The organism is Pseudomonas jinjuensis, assembly GCF_900103845.1.
GTDB lineage: Bacteria > Pseudomonadota > Gammaproteobacteria > Pseudomonadales > Pseudomonadaceae > Pseudomonas > Pseudomonas jinjuensis.
The window spans coordinates 105,468-123,638 of record NZ_FNIJ01000016.1; the positions used below are offsets into that span (position 1 = coordinate 105,468).

The window sequence follows — 18,171 nt, forward strand, 5'->3', positions numbered from 1 at the left end:
AAAGATCGACTAAATTGTGCTCTTGCTGGATTAAATTGCTGAGCGAGCTACCCGTATGTCGAGAACCTCGGACTGGCCCCTGCCGAGCGGCAGCCTGCGCCTGCTGCTACCGCCGGCGCTGCGGCAGAAACTCGCCAACCACCCGCTGAGCCGCGACCTCTACCCCACCTCGCTGGGCCATTACCGCCGCGCGCTGCACCACCAGATGAGCCGCGAGCAGCACGACGACCACCTGCTGATCTACTGCAGCGAAGGCCGCGGCGTGCTGCAGGTGGAGGGCGGGCAGGAATGGCCGGTCGGCTGCGGCGACCTGATCTGGCTGCCGCCGGGCATGGCCCACGCCTACCGCGCCGACGAGCAGGCGCCCTGGACCATTTCCTGGGTGCACCTGTGCGGCGACAGCGCCGCCTGGCTGCGCCGCGCCGCCGGCTACGACGAGGCGCCGCTGCGCCATTGGGGCGTGCAGCACGCGCTGCTCAACGGCTTCGCCCAACTGCTCGAGGCGCGCCACAGCGGCTATCGCTTCCAGCCCTTCCTGCTCGCCGCCAGCCGGCTGCGCAGCCTGCTCTGCCAGCTGCCGCTGCTGCGCCCGCTGCGCGAGGGCGGACTGGACCTCGACGGCCTGCACGCGCACATGCGCGAGAACCTCCACGCGCGTCTCGACCTGGCGCAACTGGCGGCGTTCTGCAACCTGTCGAAGTTCCACTTCGTCAACCGCTACCGCGCCGCCACCGGGCGCACGCCGATCCAGCACTTCCTGCACCTGAAGATCGAATACGCCTGCCAGTTGCTGGACAGCAGCGGGCACAGCATCGCCCAGGTCGCAGAGGCCCTCGGCTATGACGACAGCTATTACTTTTCAAGACTTTTCAGCAAGGTCATGGGCATGTCGCCCAGCGCCTACCGGCAGCGCCTGGGACAGGGCAAGGGCGGCGCCTGAACGCGGCAGGCGAAGCGGCGGACCGATTGTCGGCATGCGCGCCTGCAGCCGGCCCGGCCCATGGGGCGGGGCTAAACTTTAGCTCCCTCCCCCGTCCCGCCGAGCAGGGTGCCGAACCATGAAGATCGTCGTCCGTCCACTCGACCGTTCGAAAGGCGAACGCTGGCAGGTCTGCCTCGACCGGCAGACCGTGAACTTCCGCAACGAGCAGGAAGCCCGGCACTTCGTCGCCACCCTGGAAGCACGCCTGCAGGCACCTCACCAGTTGCCGCGCCTGGAGTCGGAACTGAGGCCCTGAACGCCTCAGGCCGTCCGTTCGCTGATCTGCCCGGTCATCCAGCCGAATAGCACCGTCGCCACGCCGCACAGGGTGATCACCAGCGCCATGGGCAGCGCAGTGCCGTCGTGCAGCACGCCGACCAGCGCCGAAGCGCAGGCGGCGACGGTGAACTGCAGGCTGCCCATCATCGCCGAGGCGCTGCCGGCGTGGCTGCCCTGCCCGGCCAGGGCGCAGGCCGCCGAGTTGGGCATCAGCAGGCCGAGGCTGGAGATGCAGCCGAACAGCGGCAGCAGCAGCGGCCACAGCACCGGCGGGCGAGCCAGCGCGGCGAGCAGCAGGGCCAGGCCGCAGACCAGGTAGACCCACACCGCGCGGCGCAGCCAGAAGCCGGGGCCGCGATAGCGCAGCAGCCGGGCGTTGACCTGCCCCATGAGCACGAACCCCGCGGCGTTGCTGCCGAACACCCAGCCGTAATGCTCGGGCGGCACGCCGTAGAGCTGGATCAGCACGAAGGGCGAGCCGGCGATGTAGGCGAACATCCCGGCCATGGCCACGCCGCCGGTCAGCGCATAGCAGATGAAACTGCGGTCGCGCAGCAGGCCGAGGTACTGCCTGAGCGCGCCGTTCAGTTGCGGACGCGGTCCGGCGGGAATGGTTTCCGGCAGCCAGAGGGCGATCGCCAGGCCGACCAGCGCGCTGAACAGCGCCAGGCAATGGAAGATCGACTGCCAGCCGGAAATCCCCAGCAGCACCCCGCCGGCCAGCGGCGCCAGGATCGGCGCCAGCCCCATCACCAGCATCAGCTGCGAGAACGCCCGCGCCGCGCCGATCGGATCGCACAGGTCGCGCACCACCGCCCGCGACACCACCATCCCGGCGCAGCCGCCGAGCGCCTGGACGAAACGCGCAGCGATCAGCCACTCCAGGTTCGGCGCGAAGGCACAGGCCACCGAGGCCAGGGTGAAGATGACCACCCCGAGCAGCAGCGGCATGCGCCGGCCGTAGCGGTCGGCCAGCGGGCCATAGAGCAGCTGGCCGATGGCCAGGCCGGCGAAGTACACCGAAAGGCTGAGCTGGACATGCTCGACGTCGGTGCCGAACACCTCCGCCAGGGTCGGGAAGCTGGGCAGGTAGAAATCGACGGCCATCGGACCGAAGGCGCTCAGGGCGCCAAGGATCAGCAGGATGCGGAGGGTCATGAGGTCTCGAACGATCTCGCGCCACGACCAGACGATCTGGCTGTGACCTTGTCGGAGGGGACAGAAAGTAGGGAAGGATACCCTCAACCGCCTCCGGACGCCGGGAAATATCCACATCGCGACGCCGGGTGCCGGTTCGCCGCCACAGCCCAGGTCGTACTTCGAAGCACCCTGCAGCTCAGGGAAACAGCCCTGCCCCATTGAGGAAATTTCCCCATTGGCATTCCAGGAAAATCGGGCCTCGATCTGTCAAGGAAGAGACCCCCGATATGTATGAATCAGACAAGGAAGCGGAGCGATACGCCCCCTTCATGATCGTCCTGACCTGCGTCCTGCTCTGTCTGCTGGTAAGCAAAGGCAACGCCCTGCTTCCAGGCTACTCGGTAGACGACTACCTGCTTACCTACGCCGACGCTGACCCCGGCATGTACCTCAGCCAGGGGCGCTATACGGAGGTCGCGCTTCAATGGCTGACGCGCCAGTTGGGGTTGCGCTGGAGCGATATCTACTTCCCCAACATCGTCCTTCTGCTTCTCGCCTATGGAGCCCTCATCAGCCTGGCTGTCCTGGCCGTGCGCCCAGCGCGAACCTCGCTCGCGATTCCGTGCATTGGCGGCGCGATCATCGCCTGCCATCCCTTCTTCAGCGCCCTGCTGGCCTTCCGCGAGGCCGCGCTGAATAGCCTTTGTTGCATCGTCCTGCTGGTCGTCTTCCTGCATGCGTGGCTGCACCTCACCCACAACCAGCCTCTGCGCCAATGTTGGAGCACGCATTTGCTGGCAGCGCTCGCCCTGGCGGGTGCGCTTGGCTGCTACCAGCCAGCGCTCGGCATCGCACTCTGCATCACGCTGCCGATCGTCATGCAGCGCGCCTTCAGCATGGCGCAGCGGCCGCTTCGGGAAATCGGCCGGCAATGGCGGCTCGGCATTCCGATGTTGCTGGCTGTCGCCTTCTATATCCTGCTCAACAGGTTTCTGACCTGGCATCCGGACGTCGTGGTCGACCCGCGAAGCCAGATCGTCGGCTGGGCTGAATTGCCGCAGCGCCTTCGCCAGTTTGCCGAACTGCTGTACCAGCTGCTGCTTGGCGGCACCGCTCTCGAGTCGGCGCTCCTGATCAAGGCCCAAGGGCTTCTGCTTCTACTCGGATTGATATCGATTGGCTGGCGTACTCCCCTGAAGGCCACAGCATTTCTCATCCTCTATCTCTTTCTGGTCGTGCTGTCGGTCGCGCCTCTGGCGCTTTCCAGCATCTGGTGGCCAGCCTTGAGGGCAGCCATCGCCTCGGGTTTCGCCCTCGGCATGCTGGCGACCATGACCCTGGCCTGCGCCGGGCGACTCACCCGCCCGCTGGCGGCCGGCTGGCTGTTCGTCTGCTGGGGGCTGGCCCTGCACAGCTCCGCCCTGCTGCTGGACCAGGCGCGCCTGAACCGCTGGGACATCAGCCAGGCGCAACTCCTGGTGCAGGACATCCGCCGGCAGTTCCCGGACCTCACCCGCCCGCGCATCAGCCTGGTACCGGGTCAGTGGCGCTATCCGGCCACCCTGCAATCGGCCATGCATGACCACGGCGAATCCGCCTTCGCGACCCCATGGGCGATACAGGGCCTGCTGCGCGAGGCCACCGGCCAGGAGCTGGAATGGGTCTATCCGGAAGAGGCCGACAAGGAGCGCTGCACGCACTCGCCACACTGGCCGGGCGAGGGCTCGCTGCTGCGCAAGGAGGACGTCATCCATGTCTGCCTCTAGGCGCCATGCGCCATTCATCTCGCTGGTGGTGCCCTGCTACAACGAGAGCGCCGTGCTCGGCCTGTTCCACGAAACCGTCTCCCGGCACATGCGCGACCTGGACTGCGTCGGCTACGAGTTCGTCTTCATCAACGACGGCAGCCGGGACCGGACGCTCGACTGCCTGCGCGACCTGGCCATTGGTGATCCACGTGTCGTGGTGATCGATCTGGCGCGCAACTTCGGCAAGGAAGCGGCGCTGACGGCCGGCCTGTTCGAAGCGGTCGGCGACGTGCTGGTGCCGATGGACGCCGACCTGCAGGACCCGCCGGAACTGCTCGCGGATTTCCTGGAAAACTGGCGGAACGGTTACGACGTGGTGCTGGCCCGGCGGGTGGACCGCAGTTCCGATGGATTGCTCAAGCGCACCACTGCGCGCTGGTTCTACAAGTTCCACAGCCGCCTGTGCGACGTTCACCTGCCGGAAAACGTGGGGGATTATCGACTCATGGACCGCAAGGTGGTCGATGCGCTGAAGGCTCTGCCCGAGCGCCACCGGTTCATGAAGGGCCTGTTCGCCTGGGTCGGCCACCGCACCGCCATCGTCGACTATGTGCGCTGCCCGAGGGCCGCGGGAACCAGCAAGTTCTCCGGCTGGAAGCTGTGGAACCTGGCGTTGGAGGGCATCACCAGCTTCAGCACGCTGCCGCTGCGCATATGGACCTACCTGGGGGCGCTGATCGCCTCGGCCTCCATCCTCTATGCCGCCTTCATCGTGCTGCGCACCCTGCTGTCGGGGGTCGATGTGCCCGGCTACGCCTCGCTCCTGACCTCCGTGCTCCTGCTGTCGGGTATCCAACTGATCGGCATCGGCGTGGTCGGCGAGTACGTCGGTCGGATCTACATGGAGTCCAAGCAGCGTCCCCTGTACCTGATCCAGGCCCGCTACGGCCGAAGCCCGGGCTGCCGGACCGAAAGCGAGCGTCATGAGCAAGCCTGAAGCGCCATCCCGGACCGGCCGGCTTTTCCTGTTCGCCATCGGTGGGACCCTGGGCTTCCTGGTCGATGCGACGGTGCTCGCCTGCCTGTCATCGCTGGGCGTGAATCTCTATGGGGGGCGGGTGCTGTCGTTCCTTTGCGCCGTGTTCGCGACCTGGCGATTCAATCGCCGGCGCACCTTCGGGGAGCGCCGGCGGGAGAATGGCCAACTGCTGGAAGCCCTGCGCTATCTGGCGGCAATGAGCCTGGGCGGCGCGGCCAACTACCTGGGCTTCGTCCTGCTGCTGGAGCACTGGAGATTGGCCGGAGAATGGCCGGTGGTCGCGGTCGCCGCCGGTTGTCTGCTGGGGATGGTCGTCAACTACTCCACTTCGTCGCGCTGGGTATTCCGCAAGCGCAACTGACGGGACGTCCGGCGGGGTGCCCCTGGGGAGCACCCCGCCGGCCCACTCAATGCCCCGTCGGCTCCGCCGCTTCCGGCCTGGCCTTGCGCTTGCCGAGCTTGTCCGCGGCGGATTCCACCAGCATGTAGAACATCGGGATGAGGAAGGTCGCCAGCACGGTGGCGGCGAGCATCCCGCCGATCACCCCGGTGCCGATCGAGTGGCGGCTCGCCGAGCCGGCGCCGGTGCTGATCGCCAGCGGCACGCAGCCGAGGATGAAGGCCAGCGAGGTCATCACGATCGGGCGGAAGCGCAGCTTGGCCGCTTGCAGCGCCGCCTCCACGGGTCCCAGGCCCTGTTCCTCGCGGATCATCACGGCGAACTCGATGATCAGGATGGCGTTCTTCGCCGCCAGGCCGATCAGGGTCACCAGGCCGACCTGGAAGTACACGTCGTTGTCCAGCCCGCGCAGCCAGATCGCCAGGATCGCGCCGAACACCGCGAAGGGCACGGCGGTGACCACGGCGATCGGCAGGGTCCAGCGTTCGTACTGGGCGGCGAGGATGAGGAACACCAGGATCAGGCCGAAGATGAACGCGGTGCTGCCCGAGCCCTGGGTCGCCAGTTCCTGGTAGGCGGAGCCGATCCAGGCGAGCTGGTAGTCCTGGCCGAGCGTCTCGTTGGCCACTTCCTGCATGGCCGCCAGCGCCTGGCCCGAACTGTAGCCGGGCGCCGGACCGCCGATCAGCTTGGCCGCCGGGAACACGTTGAAGCGCGCATAGGAGGCCGGGCCGAGGATGCGCTGCACCGTCACCAGCGACGACAGCGGCACCAGGTCGCCGCTGGACGAACGCACGTAGACCTGGCTGAGATCCTCCGGCTTGCGGCGGAAGTCCGCTTCCGACTCCAGGCTCACCTGCCAGGTGCGGCCGTAGAGCGAGAAGTCGTTGACGTAGTAGCTGCCGAAGGTGGCCTGCATGGCGGTGAACACGTCGTTGATCGCCACGCCCAGCGAGCGCGCCTTGGTGCGGTCGAGGTTGATGTAGTACTGCGGCACGTTGGGGTTGAAGGTGCTGTTCACCCCGGCCAATTCCGGACGCTTGGCCGCGGCGGCGACGAACTTCTGGACGATCTCGCCCAGCTGCTGGCTGGTGCCGCCGCTGCGGTCCTGGATGTACGCCTCGAAGCCGCCGGTGGTGCTCATGCCGGTGATGGGCGGCGGGTTGAACGACAGCACCACGCCATCCTGGTAGGCCGCGCCCATGCCCATGAAGGTGTGGGTCAGGTTGCGCGCGTCCAGTTCCGGCGTGGTGCGCTCCTTCCAGTCCTTCAGCGGCACGAACGACACGCCGGCGTTGCTGATGGTGCTGTTGGTGAGGATGTCGAGACCGGCGAAGGTCAGCACGTCCTGCACCGCCGGATGCTTCATCAGCTTCTGGGTGACGTCGCCGGTCAGTTCCTCGGTGCGGGTGACCGATGCCGCCGGCGGCAGGAAGTAGGCGTTGATGACGTAGCCCTGGTCCTCGTCGGGCACCAGCGAGCCGGGCACGCGGCCGAACAGCACGACCATCAGGCCGATCATCCCGGCGAACAGGATCAGGCCGAGCGCGGCGCGCTTGAGGAAGAACTGCACGCCCGCGCCATAGCCGGCGGTGGCCTTGTCGAACATGCGGTTGAACCAGCGGAACGGCGCCAGCGGTTCCTTGTGCCCGGGCTTGAGGATCAGCGCGCAGAGCGCGGGTGACAGGGTCAGCGCGACGATGCCGGAGATCACCACCGACACCGCGATGGTTATCGCGAACTGCTTGTACATCTGCCCCGCCAGGCCACCGAGGAAGCCGACCGGGATGAACACCGCGCAGAGCACCAGCACGATGGCGATGATCGGCCCCGTCACCTCCTCCATCGCCTTGATCGCCGCCTCGCGCGGGCCGAGCTTCTCGGTACTCATCACCCGCTCGACGTTCTCCAGCACCACGATGGCATCGTCCACCACGATGCCGATCGCCAGCACCAGGCCGAACAGGGTCAGCAGGTTGATCGAGAAGCCCAGCGCGTACATCCCGGCGAAGGTGCCGATCAGCGACACCGGGATCGCCAGGATCGGGATCAGCGTGGCGCGCAGGTTCTGCAGGAAGATGAAGACCACCAGCATCACCAGGATCAGCGCCTCGACGAAGGTGTGCACCACCTCCTCGATGGATACCTTGACGAACACCGTGGTGTCGTAGGGGATCTTGTAGGCCATGCCCTCGGGGAATTTCTTCGCCAGGCGCTCCATGGTGTCGCGCACCGCCTGGGCGGTGTCCAGCGCATTGGCGCCGGGCTGCAGGTAGATGCCGAACGAGGCGTTCTGCTGCCCGTTCAGCGTGGTGACCATCGAGTAGTCCAGGGCGCCCAGCTCGACCCGCGCGACGTCCTTCAGCAGCAGGCTGGCGCCGGTGGCGTCGCTGCGCAGGATGACGCTCTCGAATTCCTTGGGATCGGTGAAGCGGCCCTGGGTGGTCACCGTATAGGTGAAGTCCTGCGGCTGGTTCAGCGGTTGCTGGCCGAAGCTGCCGGCGGCGAACTGCGAGTTCTGCTCGCGGATCGCGTTGACCACGTCGGTCGGCGTCAGGTTGTACTGCGCCAGCTTGTCCGGACGCAGCCAGATGCGCATCGCGTAGTCCTTCGAGCCGAACTGGCTGGCATCGCCCATACCGGGAATCCGCTTCAGTTCGTCGATGACGTTGATCAGCGCATAGTTGCTGATGAACACCGGGTCGCGGGAATCGTCCGGCGAGTACAGCGCCACCACCTGGAGGATGTCGGACGACTTCTTCTCCACCTTCACGCCCTGCCGGCGCACTTCCTCCGGCAGCTTGGCCAGCGCGGCCTGCACCTTGTTGTTGACGTTGATGGTGGCCTGGTCCGGATCGGTCCCCACGTTGAAGTACACGGTGAGGGTCATGGCGCCGCTGGCGTCGGAGTTGGACAGCTGGTAGATCATCCCCTCCACGCCGTTGATCTCCTGCTCCAGCGGCGCGGCGACGGTCTCGGCGATCACCTGCGAGCTGGCGCCGGGATACATGGCAGTGACCGACACCTGGGGCGGAAGGATTTCCGGATACTGCGCCACCGGCAGGGCGCGCATGGAGACGAGTCCGCCGAGCAGGATGACGATGGAAATCACCATGGCGAACACGGGGCGGTCGATGAAGAAGCGCGAGATCACGGCGGGCGCTCCTTATTGCTTGGCCTGGGCGGCGGAGGCAGCGGCCTCGGCCGGCGTATCGACGATCTTCACTGGCTGGTCGGGGCGCACCTTGGGCAGGCCGTCGACTATCACCCGGTCGCCGACGTCGAGACCGGAATCGATCACCCAGCGGCCCTTCACCGTCTGCGGCGCGGCCACCTGGCGCATGCGCGCGAAGCCGTCCTTGTCCACCACGTAGACGAAGGTGCCGCGCGGGCCCTGGGCAAGCGCCCGCTCGGGGATGGTCAGCGCATTCTCGCGGGTGAGCCCCTTGATGGTGACCCGCACGAACTGCCCGGGAATCAGCTGCTGCTCCGGATTGGGAACGACTGCACGGGCGTTGACGGTGCCGGTGCCGGTGTTGACGAAGCTGTCGGTGAAGTCGACCACGCCGCTCAGCGGGTACTTGGTGCCGTCGCCGAAGTAGATGTCGGTGCTCAGCTTGCCGTCCGCCGGCAGCTTCAGCTGGCCGGACTTCACGCCGGCGTTGAGGCGCGCAGCATCGGTATCGGGCACGGCGAAGTTGACGTACACCGGATCGAGCTGGGTGAGCTTGGTGAGCAGGCTGGAGTTCGGGTCGCTGGCCACCACCAGGCTGCCCTCGGAGCGGGTTTCCTTGGAGGCGACGCCGGAAATCGGCGCGATCACCGTGGTGTAGTTGAAGTCGATCTGCTTGGCCTCGACGTTGGCCTTGGCGGCCTCGACGTCGGCCTTGGCCTGCTCGAACGCGGAGATGTAGCGGTCCAGCTCGCTTTCGCTGGCGTAGCCCTTCTTCTGCAGTTCGCGGATGCGGCGCAGGTCGCGGTCGGTCTGCCGGTAGCGCGCCATGGTCTGCGCCAGCGAGCCCTTGGCCTGAGCCAGGGCGGCCTGGTAGGGGCGCTGGTCGATGAGGAACAGCTGCTGTCCCTGCTTCACCGGCCGGCCTTCCTCGTAGGTGCGCTTCTGCAGGATGCCGCTGACCTGGGCGCGCACTTCCACTTCGCGGAAGCCTGCGGTGCGGGCGGAATACTCGATTTCGACGGGCAATTCCTCGGCCTTGACCGTTTCAACGGTCACAGGTGGTGCAGGTGGAGCGCCTCCCCCGGGCTGCTCCGCGGCCCGCAGCACCGGGCCGGACAAAAGGGACAAGCCAACTATGGCTAGAGCGACCGGCAAGCGACGGACAGACTGCATGTAACCTCTCCATGGAATATCTATCTGGAATCGTGCGGAACGTGGCATCAGTGCTCGGTAAGGCACTGTTAGCGCTTCAAAATCAGTACACTCACTCACCACCTAGTGAGACTAGTCTGTCTAGCAGCAAGCGCCATGCGACGAACCAAAGAAGATTCCGAAAAGACCCGCCAGACGATTCTGGACTCGGCCGAACGGCTGTTCCTGGAACGCGGCGTGTCGAACACCAGCCTGGAGCAGATCGCCAAGGCTGCGGGCGTGACGCGGGGCGCGGTCTACTGGCACTTCCAGAACAAGGCCCATCTGTTCAACGACATGCTCAACCAGGTGCGCCTGCCGCCGGAACAGCTGGCCCTGCGCCTGTCCGGCTGCGGCGGCCACGACCCGGTGCGGTCGCTGTTCGACCTGTGCGTGGAAGTGGTGGAGAACCTCGCCCGCGACGAGCAGCGCCGGCGCGTGTTCACCATCCTCATGCTGCGCTGCGAATTTACCGAAGAGCTGCGCGAGGCGGAAATGCGACACAACGCCTTCATCCGCCAGTTCATCGACCTCTGCGAACAGCTCTTCAGCGACGACGCCTGCCGCGAACGCCTGGTGCCCGGCGTGACTCCGCACACCGCCTCGCGCGCGGTGCACGCGATGGTCCTGGGCCTGTTCAGCGACTGGCTGCGCGACCCGGAGCTGTTCGATCCGCTGCGCGAGACCGGGGAGCTGTTCGATACGCTGTTCCGCGGGCTTATTAGGGATTGGCGGCGTTAAGAATTGATCGCTCCCACGCTCCTGCGTGGGAACTCAGCTCTCGACGCTCCCGCGTCGAAGGGACACAGGAGCGTGAGAATCACCGGAACGCCCTGTAGGAGCGAGCTTGCTCGCGAACCGGCCCCGCTGTGGACTTCGTTCGCGAGCAAGGGCTAGGCGCCCCCTCGTTCCTACGAAAAGCAGCGCGGCCCTGGATTACCTGTAGGAAGCGGGCCATGCCCACGACACTGCCGCCGCGCCATCGGGCGCCCTCCTGCAAGAGCGGTTCAGGCCTGCTCCGCCTCGTATCCCTCCTCGCGAATCGCCTCCAGCACCGCCGCCGGCTCCAGGCGGCTGCTCACCCGCACCTCGCCGCCAGCGAGGTCCACCTGGACTTCCGCCGCCGCGTCGCGGGCCTGGACGGCCTGGGTGATGGCGCGTACGCAATGGCCGCAGCTCATGCCTTTCACCTTGAATATCTCCATTTCTGTCGCTCCTCTCGGTTGATCGATGGGCTGAGTGTCGACCTTGCCACCATGGCAAGGTCAAGCCCCCTGCCGTGGAGCAACGATGCCCAGGAAAAGGCTTGACCTTGCCACGGGGTCAAGGTTGATCCTGTTGGCAAATTCCAGGGAGGTTTCCATCCATGAGCAGCGCCAACCCCATCGAACTGGACCTGCCGGTCGCCGGCATGACCTGCGCCAGCTGCGCCGGCCGCGTCGAGCGCGCCCTGCGCAAGGTGCCGGGCGTGCTCGGCGCCAGCGTCAACCTCGCCAGCGAGCAGGCGCGGGTGCAGGTGGCCGGCAGCGACAGCCTGCCCGCCCTGATCGCCGCGGTGGAACAGGCCGGCTACCAGGTGCCCGGCCACAGCCTGGAGCTGGCGATCGACGGCATGACCTGCGCCAGTTGCGTCGGCCGCGTCGAGCGCGCCCTGCGCAAGGTGCCGGGGGTGCGCGAGGTGAGCGTCAACCTGGCCAGCGAGCGCGCCCATCTCGACCTGCTCGGCCAGGTCGAGGCCGCCGAACTCATCGCCGCCGTGGAAAGGGCCGGCTACCAGGCGCGTCCGGTCGATGTCGAACACCCCGTCGCCGATCCCGCCGAAGCGCGCCTCGCCCGCGAACGCTGGTGGCTGGCGGCGGCCATCGTCCTCGCCGCGCCGCTGGTGCTGCCGATGTTCGCCGAATGGCTGGGCCTGCACTGGATGCTGCCGGCCTGGGTGCAGTTCCTCCTCGCCACGCCGGTGCAGTTCGTCATCGGCGCGCGCTTCTACGTCTCCGCCTGGAGGGCGCTGAAGGCCGGCAGCGGCAACATGGACCTGCTGGTCGCCCTCGGCACCAGCGCCGGCTACGGCCTCAGCCTCTACCTCTGGCTGACCGCCGCGCCGGGCGCCATGCCGCACCTGTACTTCGAGGCCAGCGCGGTGATCATCGCCCTGATCCTGCTCGGCAAGTACCTGGAAAGCCGCGCCAAGCGCCAGACCGCCGCAGCCATCCGCGCTCTCGAAGCATTGCGCCCGGAGCGCGCCACGCGCCTGCGCGACGGTCGCGAAGAGGACGTGGCGATCGCCGAACTGCGCCTGGACGACGTGGTGCTGGTGCGCCCCGGCGAACGCTTCCCGGTGGATGGCGAAGTCCTCGACGGCCAGAGCCACGCCGACGAGGCGCTGATCACCGGCGAGAGCCTGCCGGTGCCGAAGCGCCCCGGCGATCCGGTGACCGGCGGCGCGATCAACGGCGAAGGCCTGCTGCGCATCCGCACCACGGCCCTCGGCGGCGAGACCGTGCTGGCGCGGATCATCCGCCTGGTGGAAGACGCCCAGGCGGCCAAGGCGCCGATCCAGAAGCTGGTGGACCGGGTCAGCAACGTCTTCGTGCCGGTGGTGGTCGGCATCGCCCTGCTCACCCTGGCCGGCTGGCTGCTGGCCGGCGCCGGGGTGGAAACGGCGCTGATCAACGCGGTGGCCGTGCTGGTGATCGCCTGCCCCTGCGCCCTCGGCCTGGCCACGCCCACCGCGATCATGGCCGGCACCGGCGTGGCCGCGCGCCACGGCATCCTGATCAAGGACGCGGAGGCGCTGGAAGTCGCCCATGCGGTCAGCGCCGTGGCCTTCGACAAGACCGGCACCCTCACCTCCGGCCAGCCGCGCATCACCAACCTCGCCAGCCTGGATGGCGACGACGCCAGCGCGCTGGCCCTGGCCGGCGCCCTGCAGCGCGGCAGCGAACACCCGCTGGCGAAGGCGGTGCTGGATGCCTGCGCCGAACGCAATCTCGCACCGGCCGCCGCGAGCGACAGCCAGGCCCTGGCCGGACGCGGCATCCAGGGACGGGTAGACGGTACCCTGCTGGCCCTGGGCAACCGCCGCCTGCTCGACGAGCGCGGCCTGCCGCCCGGCGACCTGGCCTCCGCCGCCAGCGACTGGGAAAGCCAGGGCCGCACCCTGTCCTGGCTGATCGAGATCGAACCGCAGCCGCGCGTGCTCGCCCTCTTCGCCTTCGGCGACAGCCTCAAGCCGGGCGCCGCGGAAGCCGTGGAAGAACTGCGCCGGCGCGGCATCGCCAGCCACCTGATCACCGGCGACAACCGCGGCAGCGCGCGGGTGGTGAGCGAGGCCCTGGGGCTGGACGAAGTGCACGCCGAAGTGCTGCCGGGCGACAAGGCCGCGGTGGTCGGCGCGCTGAAGCAGCGCGGCGTGGTGGCGATGGTCGGCGACGGCATCAACGACGCCCCGGCCCTGGCCGCCGCCGACGTCGGCATCGCCATGGGCGGCGGCACCGACGTCGCCATGCACGCCGCCGGCATCACCCTGATGCGCGGCGACCCGCGCCTGGTGCCGGCCGCGCTGGACGTGTCGCGGCGCACCTACGCGAAGATCCGCCAGAACCTGTTCTGGGCCTTCATCTACAACCTGGTGGGCATCCCGCTGGCCGCCTTCGGCCTGCTCAACCCCATGGTCGCCGGCGCGGCGATGGCGGCGTCGAGCGTCAGCGTGGTGAGCAATGCGTTGTTGCTGAAGCGCTGGAAGCCGGGTTCGGCGGAAACCGACGTCACCCCCGCGAACGCGGGGGCCCAATGAAGAGCCGCAGGCTGGATGGGCTCTTTCCATCCACCATCCAGCCATACATCCGGAGCACATGATGAACATCGGCGAAGCGGCACAGAAAAGCGGGCTGTCCGCGAAGATGATCCGCTACTACGAATCCATCGGCCTGCTCGCCCCCGCCGGGCGCAGCGCCAGCGGCTACCGCCACTACAACGAACAGGACCTGCACCGCCTGGCCTTCATCCGCCGCGCGCGGGACTTCGGCTTCTCCCTGGAGGAAGTCGGCCGCCTGCTCGCCCTCTGGCAGGACCGCCAGCGCGCCAGCGCCGACGTGAAGGCGCTGGCCGGCCAGCACATCGACGAACTCAACCGGCGCATCGCCGAACTCTCCAGCCTGCGCGACACCCTGCAGGAGCTCTTCGACCACTGCCACGGCGACCACCGGCCGGACTGCCCGATCCTCAAGGACCTGGAATCGGGGAAATGCTGTTCGTAGCGTGACAACGCTCCTACAGGCCAACTCAGGGATTGACCTGCAGGCACGGGTAGGGTGCATAACGCGCCAGCGTTATCCACCATGCCTTGGGGACGCAGGAGCGGCCATGGGAGTAAAGCCGTTTCTCCGCTTGATCGAGGACAGTTCCGACACGCTGACATCATGGCGCGACCGGTATCATAATTTGATACCATAAGCCGGACACATGGATGAACAGCAAACAACGCGCAACCTTGGAGGCGGTCTTTTCGGCGCCAATTCCGTCATCCCTGGAATGGAGCCGCATCGAAGCGCTTTTCGTTGCATTGGGAGCCAGAATCATCGAAGGCAGCGGTTCCCGGGTTCGCTTCGAGCTGAACGGAATCATCGCCAGCTTCCACCGCCCCCATCCGGCCAAGGAAGCCAGGCACTATCAGGTGCGGGATGCACGCACCTTTCTCGAGCACGCAGGAATCGCACCATGAGCCCCATGAAATACAAAGGCTATGCCGCACGCATCGAATACAGCGACGAGGATGGTCTGTTCATCGGCCATATCGCCGGCATTCGCGACGTGATCGGTTTCCATGGCGAATCCGTTGGCGAACTGCGCCAGGCGTTCGAAGAAGCGGTGGACGATTACCTGGCAACCTGCGAGAAACTTGGCCGGGAGCCGCAGAAGCCATTTTCCGGCAAGCTCAGCCTGCGCCTCGATCCCCAACTGCACGCACGGGTGGCGATCAAGGCCGAGCTGAGCCACAAGAGCATCAACCAGTGGGTAAGCGAGCGCCTCGCCGAATCGGTCTGAGGCGCGCCCCCTCACCCCTGCGGCGGCTCCAGCTCGATATTTTCCGCCACCGCCTCCTCCAGCCGCTGCAGCTCCAGTTCCAGCACCTGGTCGTCGTCGGCATAGCGCTCGGCGATGCGGGCGAAGCCGGCGGCCACTTCGGCGAAGGCCTCGACCACCTGCGGATCGAAATGGCTGCCGCTGCCGGCGAGAATGTGCTGCGCCGCCTCGGCTGGCGGTAGCGGCGTGTGGTAGACGCGGCGGCTGGTGAAATCCTCGTAGGTGTCGACCACCGCCAGCAGGCGCGCCGCCAGGGGGATGCGTTCCCCGGCCAGGCCCTCGGGGAAGCCGGCGCCGTCCCAGCGTTCGTGGTGGCTGTAGGCGATTTCCTTGGCGTAGCGGAGGAACTCCGCCGGGTAGCCGAGCTTGCGCTCCGCCGCTTCCAGCGCGTCGCGGCCGACGCGGGTGTGGTTGCGCATGATCAGCCAGTCGGCTTCGTCCAGGTGCCCGGGGTTGAGCAGGATGCGGTCCGGCACGGCGGCGTTGCCGATGTCGTGGAGCATCGCCGAGCGGGCCATCAGTTCGATGTTCTCCACGCTCAGTTCGCCGGCGTATTCCTCGTTCCGCGCCAGGGCGCCGGCGAGCAGGCGCATATAGTGCTCGACGCGCAGCAGATGGCGGCTGTGCGGGCGGTCGCGCAGGTCGCAGAGGGTCGCCATGGCTTCCAGGATGGCGTCCTGGATCGCCTGCAGCTCGCGGGCGCGGCGGCGCACTTCGAGTTCCAGGTACTCGCTCTTGTCGCGCAGGAAGTCGGCATTGGCCTTCAGCGCCAGGTGGGTACGCACCCGCGCCAGGGCCACGGGCGGGCTGACCGGCTTGAGCAGGAAGTCCACCGCGCCGAGGTCCAGGCCCTTCTGCTCGTCCTCCAGGCTGGCCATGCCGGTGAGGAAGATCACCGGGATGTCGCAGGTGCGCGGGTCGGCCTTGAGCTGGCGGCAGACCTCGTAGCCGTCCATCCCCGGCATCAGGATGTCGAGCAGGATCAGGTCGGGTTGCGGGTCCATGGCCGCCCGCAGCAGCGCTTCGCCGCCGCTGCCTACAGTCTCCACCCGATAGCGCTGGCGCAACAGCTCGCTCGTTGCCACGAGGATGCCCGGCTGGTCATCGACCACCAGGATCACCTCCTGCTCGGACCTGTCGAGAATGCTCTCCACGACTTTAACCCTCGGAATCAGCCAGCGAATGCCTCGCGCCCGGACGGCGCATTCCCTGGCGGATCTCCCCATAAGATTAGCCGGACGCGGGCCGCCAGTTTGAAAACGCGATGCGGATTGCCGGCCGCCCGCGCCGCGCCGAAAATTCCCTCAGATTCCCCACAGAAGCGGAGCTTCCCATGGACCACCCCGACCCCGAACGCTGCTGGCAGGCCGTCTGCGAACGCGACGCGGGCTTCGACGGCCGCTTCGTGTTCAGCGTGCGCTCCACCGGCGTCTACTGCCGGCCGAGCTGCCCGGCGCGGCGGCCACGGCGGGAAAATGTCGACTTCCATGACAGTCCGACCGCCGCCGAAGCTGCGGGTTTCCGTCCGTGCAGGCGCTGCTCGCCGAACGGTCCGAGCCCGCGGGAGCAGCTCGACGCGCTGGTCGCCGCCGCCTGCGAACTGCTCGACGCCGCGGAAAAGCCGCCGACCCTCGACGAACTGGCCGCGCGCATCGGCCTGTCGCCCTCGCACCTGGCGCGCGCCTTCAAGGAGCGCACCGGCCTGACCCCGCGCGCCTGGGCCGAAAGCCGCCGCCAGCAGCGCCTCGCCGCCGCCCTGCCGCAGGCGCGCACGGTGCTGGATGCGGCGCTGGAAGCCGGCTATTCCGGCACCCGCGCGCTGTATGCCGGCCCGTCCAGCCTGAGCCCGGCGCGGCGCCGGCAGAAGGGCGCCGGCGAGCGCCTGCGCTATGCCATCGCGCCCTGCCCGCTGGGCTTCCTGCTGCTGGCGGCGACCGACAGGGGCGTCTGCGCCCTGCTCTTCGGCGATGACCAGGCGCAGCTGGAAGCGGACCTCGCACAACGCTTCGGCGCCGCCGAACGGCAGCGCGATGACGCCAGCCTCGGCGACTGGCTGCGGCAGGTGCTCGCCCAGCTCGACGAACCGGCCCGGGCCGCCGGCCTGCCGCTGGACCTGCATGGCAGCGCCTTCCAGCTGCGCGTCTGGCGCGCGCTCACCAGCATCCCCAGCGGCGAGACGCGGCGCTACGGCGAGCTGGCCGAACAGCTGCACAGCCACCCGCGCGCCATCGCCCGCGCCTGCGCCAGCAATGCCGTCGGCCTGCTGGTGCCGTGCCACCGGGTGGTCGGCGCCGACGGCTCGGCCGGCGGCTATCGCTGGGGCGTGCCGCGCAAGCTGGAACTGCTGCGCCGCGAGCGCGCCGCCAGTCGGGAGGAAGCCGGCGACTGACAGCGACCGGCGGCAGCGCTGTGCTATGGTGCCGCCCCCGAATGGAATGCCACACCATGGATCTCTGGAACGCCATCACCCGCCTCGGCGACAGCTCGCTGCTGCTGCCCCTCGCCGTCTTCCTGTTCTTCTGGCTGCTGTACCGCCGCGAGCGCGCCAAGGCCGGCCTCTGGCTGGCGCTGTTCGGCCTCGCCGCGAGCCTGGTGGTGGCTTCCAAGCTGGCCTTCATGGGTTGGGGCATCGGCATCCGCGAGTGGGATTTCACCGGCATTTCCGGGCACAGCATGATGGCCGCCAGCGTGTTGCCGGTGATCGCCGCGCTGCTGCCGCGCAAGCGCGGGCTGGCCGTGGCGGCCGCCGCCTGCGGCGCCGTGCTGGCGATCCTGGTGGGCTGGTCGCGGCTGGCCATCGGCGTGCACTCGCCGGCCGAAGTGTCGGCCGGCCTGGCGCTCGGCCTGGCCACCAGCGCGGCCTACCTGGCCCTGGTGCGCGGAGGCCTGCCGGTGCTTTCGCCGCTGCTGCTCGCCGTGGTGCTGGCGCTGGGCAGCGCCCAGGCCCTGACCGGCACCCGCGCGCCGACCCACCAGATGCTCGAACGCATCGCCAGCCACCTGGCCGGCCGCGACCATCCGTTCAAGCGCGGGCAGTGGGCAATCCCCGCTCCGGTCTCCGCATCGGCACCAGACGCCTGACAGCCTTCCGGGCATTCGGATTTCCGAACGCGGCGAACGGCGGATATCCGG

General features: G+C 67.9%; 17 protein-coding genes. 12 read left to right on the forward strand and 5 right to left on the reverse strand.

From position 1 onward, the window contains the following. Positions 1-55: 55 nt before the first annotated feature. Positions 56-940 (forward strand): AraC family transcriptional regulator, encoded by an 885-nt coding sequence (locus tag BLR75_RS20975; protein WP_084313483.1) that lies wholly within the window; start codon positions 56-58, stop codon positions 938-940. 118 nt (positions 941-1,058) lie between these two features. Beyond that, complete coding sequence (locus tag BLR75_RS20980) at positions 1,059-1,238, forward strand: hypothetical protein (protein WP_084313481.1); 180 nt, start codon at positions 1,059-1,061, stop codon at positions 1,236-1,238. A 5-nt stretch (positions 1,239-1,243) separates the two neighbouring features. Here the strand turns inward: BLR75_RS20980 and BLR75_RS20985 are convergent, their stop codons facing one another. Then, a complete protein-coding gene (locus BLR75_RS20985; RefSeq protein ID WP_084313479.1) occupies positions 1,244-2,419 on the reverse strand; it encodes a multidrug effflux MFS transporter in 1,176 nt (391 codons plus the stop codon). 269 nt (positions 2,420-2,688) lie between these two features. On the opposite strand from BLR75_RS20985, the gene BLR75_RS20990 reads away from it, so the two are divergent. The 3 genes from BLR75_RS20990 to BLR75_RS21000 are packed head-to-tail and all read left to right on the forward strand — an operon-like array spanning position 2,689 to position 5,549. Continuing rightward, positions 2,689-4,167 (forward strand): glucosyltransferase domain-containing protein, encoded by a 1,479-nt coding sequence (locus BLR75_RS20990; RefSeq protein ID WP_084313478.1) that lies wholly within the window; start codon positions 2,689-2,691, stop codon positions 4,165-4,167. Continuing rightward, entirely contained in the window at positions 4,154-5,146 is a 993-nt protein-coding gene (locus BLR75_RS20995) for a glycosyltransferase family 2 protein (RefSeq protein ID WP_084313476.1), read from the forward strand. Before BLR75_RS20990 ends, BLR75_RS20995 begins: the two co-directional genes overlap by 14 nt. Beyond that, entirely contained in the window at positions 5,133-5,549 is a 417-nt protein-coding gene (locus BLR75_RS21000) for a GtrA family protein (RefSeq protein WP_084313474.1), read from the forward strand. The genes BLR75_RS20995 and BLR75_RS21000 overlap by 14 nt, the downstream gene beginning before the upstream one ends. Positions 5,550-5,595: 46 nt before the next feature. Here the strand turns inward: BLR75_RS21000 and BLR75_RS21005 are convergent, their stop codons facing one another. Together BLR75_RS21005 and BLR75_RS21010 are read right to left on the reverse strand one after the other, a co-directional pair. After that, complete coding sequence (locus tag BLR75_RS21005; protein WP_084313472.1) at positions 5,596-8,742, reverse strand: efflux RND transporter permease subunit; 3,147 nt, start codon at positions 8,740-8,742, stop codon at positions 5,596-5,598. Between the two features lie 12 nt (positions 8,743-8,754). Beyond that, the gene (locus BLR75_RS21010) at positions 8,755-9,819 is read right to left on the reverse strand and encodes an efflux RND transporter periplasmic adaptor subunit (protein WP_307638749.1); all 1,065 of its coding nucleotides are present in this window, start codon (positions 9,817-9,819) and stop codon (positions 8,755-8,757) included. Positions 9,820-10,071: 252 nt separating this feature from the next. On the opposite strand from BLR75_RS21010, the gene BLR75_RS21015 reads away from it, so the two are divergent. Continuing rightward, a complete protein-coding gene (locus tag BLR75_RS21015; RefSeq protein ID WP_084313468.1) occupies positions 10,072-10,695 on the forward strand; it encodes a TetR family transcriptional regulator in 624 nt (207 codons plus the stop codon). Positions 10,696-10,961: 266 nt separating this feature from the next. Here BLR75_RS21015 and BLR75_RS21020 read toward each other — a convergent pair whose 3' ends face one another. Then, complete coding sequence (locus tag BLR75_RS21020; RefSeq protein ID WP_084313466.1) at positions 10,962-11,159, reverse strand: heavy-metal-associated domain-containing protein; 198 nt, start codon at positions 11,157-11,159, stop codon at positions 10,962-10,964. Between the two features lie 161 nt (positions 11,160-11,320). Between BLR75_RS21020 and BLR75_RS21025 the strand changes: the two genes are divergently transcribed. The 4 genes from BLR75_RS21025 (at position 11,321) to BLR75_RS21040 (ending at position 15,000) form a co-directional block, all read left to right on the forward strand. Beyond that, positions 11,321-13,750 carry a heavy metal translocating P-type ATPase gene (locus BLR75_RS21025; RefSeq protein ID WP_084313464.1) on the forward strand — a complete coding sequence of 810 codons (2,430 nt, stop codon included), beginning with the start codon at positions 11,321-11,323 and terminating at the stop codon, positions 13,748-13,750. A gap of 61 nt (positions 13,751-13,811) precedes the next feature. Continuing rightward, complete coding sequence (gene cueR / locus BLR75_RS21030) at positions 13,812-14,213, forward strand: Cu(I)-responsive transcriptional regulator (protein ID WP_084313462.1); 402 nt, start codon at positions 13,812-13,814, stop codon at positions 14,211-14,213. A 209-nt stretch (positions 14,214-14,422) separates the two neighbouring features. Further along, entirely contained in the window at positions 14,423-14,677 is a 255-nt protein-coding gene (locus BLR75_RS21035) for a type II toxin-antitoxin system HicA family toxin (protein WP_084313460.1), read from the forward strand. Beyond that, the gene (locus tag BLR75_RS21040) at positions 14,674-15,000 is read left to right on the forward strand and encodes a type II toxin-antitoxin system HicB family antitoxin (RefSeq protein WP_084313458.1); all 327 of its coding nucleotides are present in this window, start codon (positions 14,674-14,676) and stop codon (positions 14,998-15,000) included. Before BLR75_RS21035 ends, BLR75_RS21040 begins: the two co-directional genes overlap by 4 nt. A gap of 11 nt (positions 15,001-15,011) precedes the next feature. Here BLR75_RS21040 and BLR75_RS21045 read toward each other — a convergent pair whose 3' ends face one another. After that, entirely contained in the window at positions 15,012-16,193 is a 1,182-nt protein-coding gene (locus BLR75_RS21045) for a response regulator (protein ID WP_084313456.1), read from the reverse strand. Between the two features lie 179 nt (positions 16,194-16,372). Between BLR75_RS21045 and ada the strand changes: the two genes are divergently transcribed. Together ada and BLR75_RS21055 are read left to right on the forward strand one after the other, a co-directional pair. Next, complete coding sequence (gene ada, locus BLR75_RS21050; protein WP_084313454.1) at positions 16,373-17,428, forward strand: bifunctional DNA-binding transcriptional regulator/O6-methylguanine-DNA methyltransferase Ada; 1,056 nt, start codon at positions 16,373-16,375, stop codon at positions 17,426-17,428. A 56-nt stretch (positions 17,429-17,484) separates the two neighbouring features. Next, positions 17,485-18,120, forward strand: coding sequence for a phosphatase PAP2 family protein (locus tag BLR75_RS21055; RefSeq protein ID WP_084313452.1), 636 nt, complete (start codon positions 17,485-17,487; stop codon positions 18,118-18,120). Positions 18,121-18,171: the final 51 nt, after the last annotated feature.

What these genes read in the sequence shown, in the direction of transcription:
- BLR75_RS20975 (WP_084313483.1), top strand. Translation starts at nt 56, where the DNA reads ATGTCGAGAACCTCGGACTGGCCCCTGCCGAGCGGCAGCCTGCGCCTG.
- BLR75_RS20980 (WP_084313481.1), top strand. Translation starts at nt 1,059, where the DNA reads ATGAAGATCGTCGTCCGTCCACTCGACCGTTCGAAAGGCGAACGCTGG.
- BLR75_RS20985 (WP_084313479.1), bottom strand. Translation starts at nt 2,419, where the DNA reads ATGACCCTCCGCATCCTGCTGATCCTTGGCGCCCTGAGCGCCTTCGGT.
- BLR75_RS20990 (WP_084313478.1), top strand. Translation starts at nt 2,689, where the DNA reads ATGTATGAATCAGACAAGGAAGCGGAGCGATACGCCCCCTTCATGATC.
- BLR75_RS20995 (WP_084313476.1), top strand. Translation starts at nt 4,154, where the DNA reads ATGTCTGCCTCTAGGCGCCATGCGCCATTCATCTCGCTGGTGGTGCCC.
- BLR75_RS21000 (WP_084313474.1), top strand. Translation starts at nt 5,133, where the DNA reads ATGAGCAAGCCTGAAGCGCCATCCCGGACCGGCCGGCTTTTCCTGTTC.
- BLR75_RS21015 (WP_084313468.1), top strand. Translation starts at nt 10,072, where the DNA reads ATGCGACGAACCAAAGAAGATTCCGAAAAGACCCGCCAGACGATTCTG.
- BLR75_RS21020 (WP_084313466.1), bottom strand. Translation starts at nt 11,159, where the DNA reads ATGGAGATATTCAAGGTGAAAGGCATGAGCTGCGGCCATTGCGTACGC.
- BLR75_RS21025 (WP_084313464.1), top strand. Translation starts at nt 11,321, where the DNA reads ATGAGCAGCGCCAACCCCATCGAACTGGACCTGCCGGTCGCCGGCATG.
- cueR (WP_084313462.1), top strand. Translation starts at nt 13,812, where the DNA reads ATGAACATCGGCGAAGCGGCACAGAAAAGCGGGCTGTCCGCGAAGATG.
- BLR75_RS21035 (WP_084313460.1), top strand. Translation starts at nt 14,423, where the DNA reads ATGAACAGCAAACAACGCGCAACCTTGGAGGCGGTCTTTTCGGCGCCA.
- BLR75_RS21040 (WP_084313458.1), top strand. Translation starts at nt 14,674, where the DNA reads ATGAGCCCCATGAAATACAAAGGCTATGCCGCACGCATCGAATACAGC.
- ada (WP_084313454.1), top strand. Translation starts at nt 16,373, where the DNA reads ATGGACCACCCCGACCCCGAACGCTGCTGGCAGGCCGTCTGCGAACGC.
- BLR75_RS21055 (WP_084313452.1), top strand. Translation starts at nt 17,485, where the DNA reads ATGGATCTCTGGAACGCCATCACCCGCCTCGGCGACAGCTCGCTGCTG.